This is a genomic window from Klebsiella sp. EMBS2024 (assembly GCF_036233805.1).
In the GTDB taxonomy this organism is placed as follows: Bacteria; Pseudomonadota; Gammaproteobacteria; order Enterobacterales; family Enterobacteriaceae; genus Klebsiella; species Klebsiella pneumoniae.
Map to the genome: position 1 here is coordinate 351,198 of NZ_JAZARW010000001.1, position 5,606 is coordinate 356,803.

Below are 5,606 nucleotides of genomic sequence, written 5' to 3' on the forward strand. Positions count from 1 at the left end.
TTGCCGGGTGGCGCTGCGCTTACCCGGCCTACATATTGCGCGAACCGGACGCTGGGTAAGGCGTAGCCGCCGCCCGGCGCCAACCATCTGCCACTAACTCACCGCACAAAACCAACTATCCTTTCCCGCTTTTGTTCTAAAAACGATTCGCTATTAGCCAGAATTTTTAATTACTTCATCTCCATCCTGATGCCGGAAATACTGCACCTATAACAACTCAGGGGAAGCAGACATTATGGCATTCACATCGCGAATTACTCTTCTGGCGGCGCTGGCTGTCGCCGCCTTCCAGGCGCAGGCGGTCAACGTTACCGTGGCGTATCAAACCTCCGCTGAGCCGGCGAAAGTCGCCCAGGCGGACAACACCTTCGCCAAAACCAGCGGGGCGACCGTCGACTGGCGGAAATTTGACAGCGGCGCCAGCGTGGTACGCGCCCTGGCCTCCGGCGATGTGCAGATCGGTAATATTGGCTCCAGCCCGCTGGCGGTGGCCGCCAGCCAGCAGGTGCCGATTGAAGTGTTCCTGCTTGCCTCAAAGCTCGGCAACTCCGAAGCGCTGGTGGTGAAGAAAAGCATTACCAAACCGGAAGATCTGATCGGCAAGCGCATCGCCGTGCCGTTTATCTCCACCACCCACTACAGCCTGCTGTCGGCGCTCAAACACTGGGGCATCAAGCCGGGCCAGGTACAGATTATTAACCTGCAGCCGCCGGCGATTATCGCCGCCTGGCAGCGCGGGGATATCGATGGCGCTTACGTCTGGGCGCCAGCGGTTAACGAACTGGAAAAAGAGGGCAAGGTGCTGACCGATTCTTCTCAGGTTGGGGAGTGGGGCGCGCCGACTCTTGACGTCTGGGTGGTCCGTAAGGACTTCGCCGAGCAGCATCCGGAGATCGTCAAAGCGTTTGCTAAAAGCGCCATCGACGCCCAGCAGCCCTACATCGCCAACCCGGAGGCATGGCTGAAACAGCCGGACAACATCAGCAAGCTGGCGCGCCTGAGCGGCGTGCCGGAAGCCGATGTCCCCGGTCTGGTGAAGGGCAATACCTATCTCACCGCCGCTGAGCAGGCGCAGGCGCTGAACGGGCCGGTCAATCAGGCCATCGTCGATACCGCGCGCTTCCTGAAAGAGCAGGGCAAAGTGCCTGCGGCGGGAACCGATTATCGTCAGTACGTTACTGACCGCTTTGTGAAGTAAAGGAGGCGGCGATGCTGCAAATCTCGCATCTTTCCGCCGACTACGGCGGTAAACCGGCGCTGGCGGATATCAACCTGACGCTGGAGAGTGGGGAGCTGTTGGTGGTGCTGGGGCCTTCGGGCTGCGGTAAAACTACCCTGCTGAACCTGATTGCCGGATTCGTGCCCTATCAGCACGGCAGCATCACCCTCGAAGGTCAGCGGGTGACCGGGCCGGGCGCAGAGCGCGGGGTGGTCTTCCAGAACGAAGGTCTGCTGCCGTGGCGCAATGTGCAGGATAACGTGGCGCTGGGCCTCCAGCTGGCGGGCGTGGATAAAGCGCAGCGCCGGCAAGCGGCGGCGCAGATGCTGAAGAAGGTGGGGCTCGAAGGGGCGGAAAAGCGCTTTATCTGGCAACTGTCCGGCGGTCAACGCCAGCGGGTGGGCATCGCCCGGGCGCTGGCGGCGAATCCGCAGCTGTTGCTGCTGGATGAGCCCTTCGGCGCGCTTGACGCCTTTACCCGCGAGCAGATGCAGACGCTGCTGCTGAAACTGTGGCATGAGACCGGCAAACAGGTGCTGCTGATCACCCATGATATTGAAGAGGCCATCTTCATGGCGACCGAGCTGGTGCTGCTGTCGCCGGGGCCGGGACGGGTGGTGGAGAGGCTGCCGCTTGATTTCAGCCGTCGCTTTGTCGCGGGCGAATCCTGCCGCAGCATCAAATCCGACCCGCGCTTTATTGAACAGCGGGAATACATTCTGAGCCGGGTGTTTGACCAACGGGAGGCTTTCTCATGAGCGTGGTACTGAACGACAAACCGCGTCAGTCGACGCTGAAGTGGCGCTGGCCGCTCTCCCGCCAGCTCACCCTCAGCGTGGCGACCCTGGCGGTATTGCTGGCCGTCTGGTGGGCGGTCGCGGCGTTGCAGCTGATTAACCCGCTGTTTCTGCCGCCGCCAGGCCAGGTGCTGCAGAAGCTTATCACCATCGCCGGGCCGCAGGGCTTTATGGATGCGACGCTCTGGCAGCACCTGGCGGCGAGCCTGACGCGGATCGTTATCGCCCTGCTGGCGGCAGTGCTTATTGGCGTACCGGTGGGGATCGCCATGGGGCTCAACTCGACGGTGCGCGGGATCCTCGACCCGCTGATCGAACTCTATCGTCCGGTGCCGCCGCTGGCCTACTTACCGCTGATGGTGATCTGGTTTGGCATCGGTGAAACCTCGAAGATCCTGCTGATCTACCTGGCGATTTTCGCGCCGGTAGCCATGTCGGCGCTGGCAGGGGTAAAAAGCGCGCAGCAGGTGCGGATTCGCGCTGCCCGTTCGCTTGGCGCCAGCCGGGCGCAGGTGCTGTGGCTGGTGATCCTGCCCGGCGCGCTGCCGGAGATCCTCACCGGACTGCGCATTGGTCTCGGGGTGGGCTGGTCAACGCTGGTGGCCGCTGAGCTGATCGCCGCCACCCGCGGATTAGGATTTATGGTGCAGTCTGCCGGCGAGTTTCTCGCCACCGATGTGGTGCTGGCGGGGATCGCGGTGATTGCCATTATCGCCTTTTTACTGGAACTGGGTCTGCGCGCGCTGCAGCGGCGCCTGACGCCCTGGCATGGAGAAGTACAATGAGTGAACGTCTGAGCATTACCCCGCTGGGGCCCTATATTGGCGCGCAGGTGAGCGGGGCGGATTTAACCCGTCCGCTGAGCGACAACCAGTTTGAACAGCTGTATCACGCGGTGCTGCGTCATCAGGTGGTATTCCTGCGCGAGCAGAACATCACCCCGGCGCAACAGCGCGATCTGGCGCTGCGTTTTGGCGACCTGCATATCCATCCGGTCTACCCTCACGCCCCAGGGGTGGAGGAGATTATCGTCCTCGATACCCACAACGATAATCCGCCGGATAATGACAACTGGCATACCGATGTCACCTTTATCGACACGCCGCCCGCCGGCGCCATTCTGGCGGCGAAAGAGCTGCCGACGACCGGCGGGGACACCCTGTGGACCAGCGGCATCGCCGCCTGGGAAGCGCTGTCAGAACCCTTCCGGCAGCTGCTGAGCGGCCTGCATGCCGAACACGATTTCCGCAAATCGTTCCAGGAGTATAAGTACAACAAGACCGAAGCCGAGCATCGGCGCTGGCAGGAAGCGGTGGCGAAGCATCCGCCGCTGCTGCACCCGGTGGTGCGTACCCACCCGGTGACCGGCAAGCAGGCGCTGTTCGTTAATGAAGGGTTTACCACGCGAATTGTCGAGGTGAGTGAGAAAGAGAGCGCAGCGCTGCTGAACTTCCTGTTTGCTCATGTCACTAAACCGGAGTTTCAGGTGCGCTGGCGCTGGCAGCCGAACGATGTCGCTATCTGGGATAACCGGGTGACGCAGCATTACGCCAACGCCGACTATCTGCCGCAGCGGCGGATCATGCACCGGGCGACGATCCTCGGCGATAAGCCGTATTACCGGGCGGGGTAAGGCTTGTAGCCGGTTAAGGCATCAGCCGCAAGCCGCGGAGAACATTGCCCGCTGCTTTTCGGAGGCGGCGCCTGACGCGCCTTTTCCGGGCTACCGATCCGTCGGAAACGGTAGCCCGGCTAAGGCGCAACGCGCCGCAAGCCGGGAAAAAGCGTTTATGCCGATTTTTGCGCACCCAGATGTGCGCCAATATAGCGCTGGTAGCGATTGGCCTTCAGGTAGGTGAGATCCACCAGCACCAGACCATCCACGCAGTTGTTGAAATCCGGGTCGCTGCCGAAATCGATAAACTGCACGCCGCCCGGCTCGCACACTTCCGAGTACTGCTTATACAGCGGGGGGATCGCGCAGCCGAGGTTGCCGAGCAGGGACTTCAGCCGGGCCAGGTCGTCGTTGTAATCCTCCCCGCCAAACTGCGCCAGCACGTCGGGCAGCGACGCCGGATAAGGGCGACGCGACTCCGCCAGCGGATGCGTCGCCGGGAACCACAGCCGGTAGAATGCCACCAGCAGATCGCGGGCGGCGGGCGGCAATCCGCCAGAAATCGACACCGGACCAAACAGATAGCGATAGTGCGGATAGCGCGCCAGATAAGCGCCGATGCCGGACCACAGGTAGTCCAGCCCGCGACGCCCCCAGTAGCGCGGCTGGATAAAGCTGCGCCCCAGCTCAATGCCGTGCTGCAGGACATCGTCCATCCGCCCGTCGTAATGGAACAGACTGTAACTGTAGATCCCCTCCAGGCCGCGCTTTGCCAGCTGGATGGTCGTCGGCATAAAGCGGTAAGCGCCGACGATCTCGAGGTCTTCTTCATCCCACAGGATCAGATGTAGATAGTCGTCGTCATACCCGTCGATATCCCGCCGTTTGCCGCTGCCTTCCCCGACCGCGCGGAAGGCGATTTCCCGCAGACGTCCCAGCTCGCGCAGCAGCGGCGCGTCCTCCTGGCCGTTGCGCTGCCAGAGGTAAATCGCTTTGCCATCGGCGGTGCGGCCCAGGCATTCGGCCTTGTGCAGTTCGCGTTTGAGCAGCGCCCGGTCTTCCGGACGGGCGATGGCGCTTTCGGTTTTAAACCGCCCCGGCAGCCCTTTGCGCAGCTGTTCAAGGTGCTGATAGCAGCGGCCGGTAAGCTCGCGAGCGCTGGACTGCGCATCGAACCAGTTCGACCAGGGGATCTGCTGGCCGATACGCACCGGCAGGCTGCTGTTGCGCCGGCGAAACATCTGCTGCATCAGCAGGAGCAGCGGCAGGTTGTCTGATATCAGCGTGCTGGCGTAAAACAGGGCGCTGTTGCGGGCGTTAATCCACGCCGGCAGCAGCGGGGCGCGGTATTTTGCCGCCAGCTTAATAAAGCCGGAGTGCCATTTTTTATCGCGGATGCCGCGACGGGTGAGGCGGGAGACTTCCCCCGCCGGGAAGAAGATTAGCACCCCGCCGGCCTGCAGCTGCTGGTCCATCTGCTGCAGCGCCGCTTTAGCGGTGCGGCCATGAATATTATCTACCGGGATAAACAGCGAGCTCAGGGGCTCAAGGTGGGTGAGCATGCGGTTGGTGACCACTTTGACATCGCGGCGCACGCGGGATACCGCATACAGGAGCGCCAGGCCGTCGAGGGTGCCGGTGGGGTGGTTGGCGATAATGACCAGCGGGCCATATTCGGGGATTTGTTCGAGATCGTGCGCCGGGATGGCGCAGCGGATATTGAGGTATTCCAGCACCTGTTCGACCGTATCAAGCCCCTTCAGGTGGCGGTGACGGTCGGCAAATTGTTGAAACTCTTCCTCATAAAATAGCTTTTTTAACAGTTTCTTTTGCCAGGGGGCGGGCCTCGCCTGAGGCCACAGGTCATCGAGTACGTTGTCGAGACTAAACATAGTGGCTCCTCCTCCGTCCTGCCCAGACAGTAGAAGGTGGAGATGTCGTTCAGATTACAGTTGGGTGAAGTTTCGGTCGCAGC

5 protein-coding genes are annotated in these 5,606 nt (G+C 61.8%); 4 read left to right on the forward strand and 1 reads right to left on the reverse strand.

What is annotated here, in order from left to right:
• Positions 1-235 precede the first annotated feature (235 nt).
• Genes tauA through tauD form a run of 4 tightly spaced genes read left to right on the forward strand, consistent with a single transcriptional unit; the run spans position 236 to position 3,649 of the window.
• Positions 236-1,198 (forward strand): taurine ABC transporter substrate-binding protein, encoded by a 963-nt coding sequence (tauA, locus tag VZP09_RS01560; RefSeq protein WP_002890192.1) that lies wholly within the window; start codon positions 236-238, stop codon positions 1,196-1,198.
• A gap of 11 nt (positions 1,199-1,209) precedes the next feature.
• Entirely contained in the window at positions 1,210-1,977 is a 768-nt protein-coding gene (tauB, locus tag VZP09_RS01565; RefSeq protein ID WP_004178719.1) for a taurine ABC transporter ATP-binding subunit, read from the forward strand.
• A complete protein-coding gene (gene tauC / locus VZP09_RS01570; RefSeq protein WP_004215304.1) occupies positions 1,974-2,801 on the forward strand; it encodes a taurine ABC transporter permease TauC in 828 nt (275 codons plus the stop codon). The genes tauB and tauC overlap by 4 nt, the downstream gene beginning before the upstream one ends.
• Positions 2,798-3,649: a taurine dioxygenase gene (tauD, locus tag VZP09_RS01575; RefSeq protein ID WP_004147277.1), complete on the forward strand. Its 852-nt coding sequence runs from the start codon at positions 2,798-2,800 to the stop codon at positions 3,647-3,649. Before tauC ends, tauD begins: the two co-directional genes overlap by 4 nt.
• Before the next feature lie 155 nt (positions 3,650-3,804).
• Here the strand turns inward: tauD and VZP09_RS01580 are convergent, their stop codons facing one another.
• A complete protein-coding gene (locus tag VZP09_RS01580) occupies positions 3,805-5,523 on the reverse strand; it encodes a lysophospholipid acyltransferase family protein (RefSeq protein ID WP_087847769.1) in 1,719 nt (572 codons plus the stop codon).
• Positions 5,524-5,606 lie beyond the last annotated feature (83 nt).